Source organism: Bacteroidota bacterium, assembly GCA_039111535.1.
Classification (GTDB): Bacteria; Bacteroidota; Rhodothermia; order Rhodothermales; family JAHQVL01; genus JBCCIM01.
In genome coordinates, this window is sequence record JBCCIM010000344.1 from 1 (window position 1) to 2,530 (window position 2,530).

2 protein-coding genes and 1 tRNA gene are annotated in these 2,530 nt (G+C 48.3%); 2 read left to right on the forward strand and 1 reads right to left on the reverse strand.

Annotated elements, in window-relative coordinates:
* On the forward strand, positions 1-185 hold a 185-nt coding region (locus AAF564_26650; protein ID MEM8489153.1), incomplete at its 5' end, for a hypothetical protein.
* A gap of 605 nt (positions 186-790) precedes the next feature.
* Here AAF564_26650 and AAF564_26655 read toward each other — a convergent pair.
* A tRNA-Leu gene (locus AAF564_26655) sits at positions 791-874 on the reverse strand.
* Between the two features lie 380 nt (positions 875-1,254).
* On the opposite strand from AAF564_26655, the gene AAF564_26660 reads away from it, so the two are divergent.
* A complete protein-coding gene (locus AAF564_26660) occupies positions 1,255-2,214 on the forward strand; it encodes a calcium/sodium antiporter (protein ID MEM8489154.1) in 960 nt (319 codons plus the stop codon).
* Positions 2,215-2,530 lie beyond the last annotated feature (316 nt).

Below are 2,530 nucleotides of genomic sequence, written 5' to 3' on the forward strand. Positions count from 1 at the left end.
CTTCGGGATTGTTATCATCAACCAGAATATCACTATCCTCACTACAAGCAGATAAAAGAAAGGTTGAAAGAAATAAAGCCGTTAAAAATAATCGGAAAATCATTTTGTTCATTATTATCGTTTTGAAAAACAATGCAGTGAACGATGATTTTGATTGTTTTGATATGAGAAATAAAGTGGATTGAACAAACTGGAAGGTGAATTGAACATTTGATTCAAAACTTCCTATTTGGCCTTTCATCCATTGCCACTAACGTATGTCTATATAGAACATTACTAAGAGCGCTCTAGGCGATTCAAACACCCAACCTACCGTTTTGGAAAAGCTCGTGTTAGTCCGACAACTGATCGTGAGCCAGTGTGGGTGATAGAGTACTTCCCAGTTCTCGGGCATATAGATTCCACAAGTGCTGCAGGTCTCAGACCACGGGGATTTGGTATGCGTCTCATGATGGCGACGCGTCTTGTGATTGCGACGCCTCCCGTGTTGCCTTCCGCTTCTAATAGCAGCGTCGGCACTCCGGAGTCTTGGTTATTTCTGTTCTTTTGTTTCTAACGGATGTCACATACCAAGAAACTAAACCGGACTCGAACGAAGAGGGATGCAAAGACCATAACCCATTTTCAGCCTAAAAAGGGCACTTTCTGACAACAAACTCTCCCAAATTCAGCATCATTGCTCAACAAAAAGCTGACTCAAACCCTGACACTCCCCCAAACGAAAAAGGACACAAAGGTCATAATCCCTTGCGTCCCAAAGACTTACAAAAACCAGTAAATATGTAGAATGTACCGAGGGCGGGACTCGAACCCGCACGTCCCGAAGGACAACGGATTTTAAGTCCGTTGCGTCTACCTATTCCGCCACCCCGGCAGGATGCGTCGCCAATAAACTGCCGGCACAAGTTTGGGTTTCTGCCTGCAATCAAAACCGGGCAAATTTAATCAATACGCCAAAATTCAGCCGGCAACACCAAAATTACGCATTTCCTAACCGTCAATATTGGAACTAAAAACAGGCGTAACGCTTTGGATGGATCGTGCTACTATACAGCCAGAGCAAGTGTCCACCCCAGTCTTCTTGCTCTTTTTTTGTAGGGTGCCGGTTTTCTGGTATGCAATTGGTTCTGCTCCTGACACACTCAACCAATGTTGCCGGCGCACCCAGCTTCGCACACGCGGTTTGTTGTCCGAATGCCGGCCCAACATCGCAAAAAACCGACCGCCTAACTCTTTAACGCTGATTGACGTTAGATGATATCTTTACAGCTGCTTCTCTTTGTGATTGGCCTGGTCGTACTCTATTTTGGCGCTGAGTGGTTGGTAAAGGGTGCAGCCAGCCTGGCTATACACTACGGCATCCGGCCGATGATTGTCGGCATCACCATAGTGGCCCTCGCCACCTCCATGCCCGAGTTTGTCGTAAACTTTGTCGCGGCCCTCTCCGGAGAAGACAACCTCGCGCTTGGCAATATTGTCGGTTCAAACATCTGCAACATTGCTCTGATCCTGGGTATTTCTGCCCTTGTTATTCCGCTCAGCGTACAGCCCAGTACCCTAAAAAAAGAATACCCGATCATGCTCGCCGTCATGATCCTTTTTTATGTCATCTCGCTGGACGGCACCATCAGCCAAATCGACGGCGGCATCCTGATTGCCGGCCTCATCAGCTTCTTTACCTTCCTCATTATCGACGCGCGCCGGCATGGGCCCGCCGTACAGCCGCCATCCGATGACGATGCTGAGAAAGAAGAAGACCTTACCAGTACCATGCGTATCCTTTATGTGCTTGGCGGTATGGTCGGCCTCTCTGTTGGTGCGCGCGTTATGGTTGATGCTGCGGTAAACATCGCTGAAGCACTTGCCATCTCTCCCATTATCGTTGGCCTCACGGTTGTTGCCATCGGCACCAGCCTGCCCGAACTCGCAGCCTCGGTTGCCTTTGCCATGAAAAAGCAGGTTGACATGTCTGTTGGCAATGTGCTCGGCAGCAACATGCTAAATGTCCTCTTTGTTGTTGGCCTTGTCTCTATGATCAATCCGCTCCACGTGGATACCGATTCGATTCAGATCCACTTCCCGGTCATGCTCGCATTCTGCGTCGTCCTCCTCCCCCTCGCCTGGACCCAATACCGCATCACCCGCCTCGAAGGCTCTTTCCTCCTCGCCGGCTTCGTCAGCTATATCGTCTACCTCGTCCTCCCTTACGTGTAAAGGGGTTTAAGGTTGAATGTTGCTGGTTTAAGGTGGTGAGCCTGTGGTTTACATACGGATCCTTCGACATTCAAAATTCCTTGTTCGATGTCAGGGGTGTTCAGAAAAATCTATTGATCCACTGCGCTGGGATATTTCATAAAATAAAACGCTTTTAGTTGATGGGCACCCTTGGAGGCTTTTTGACCGTGCTAAACGTTATACGCAATAGTGGATTGCAAGCTACTGCCCTGCATTAAAGACCGCGTACGTTCATTTCTTTTACCCAAAACAAAACAGGGCCCCAAAAGAAACGAACCAAAGAAAAGGGCACCAC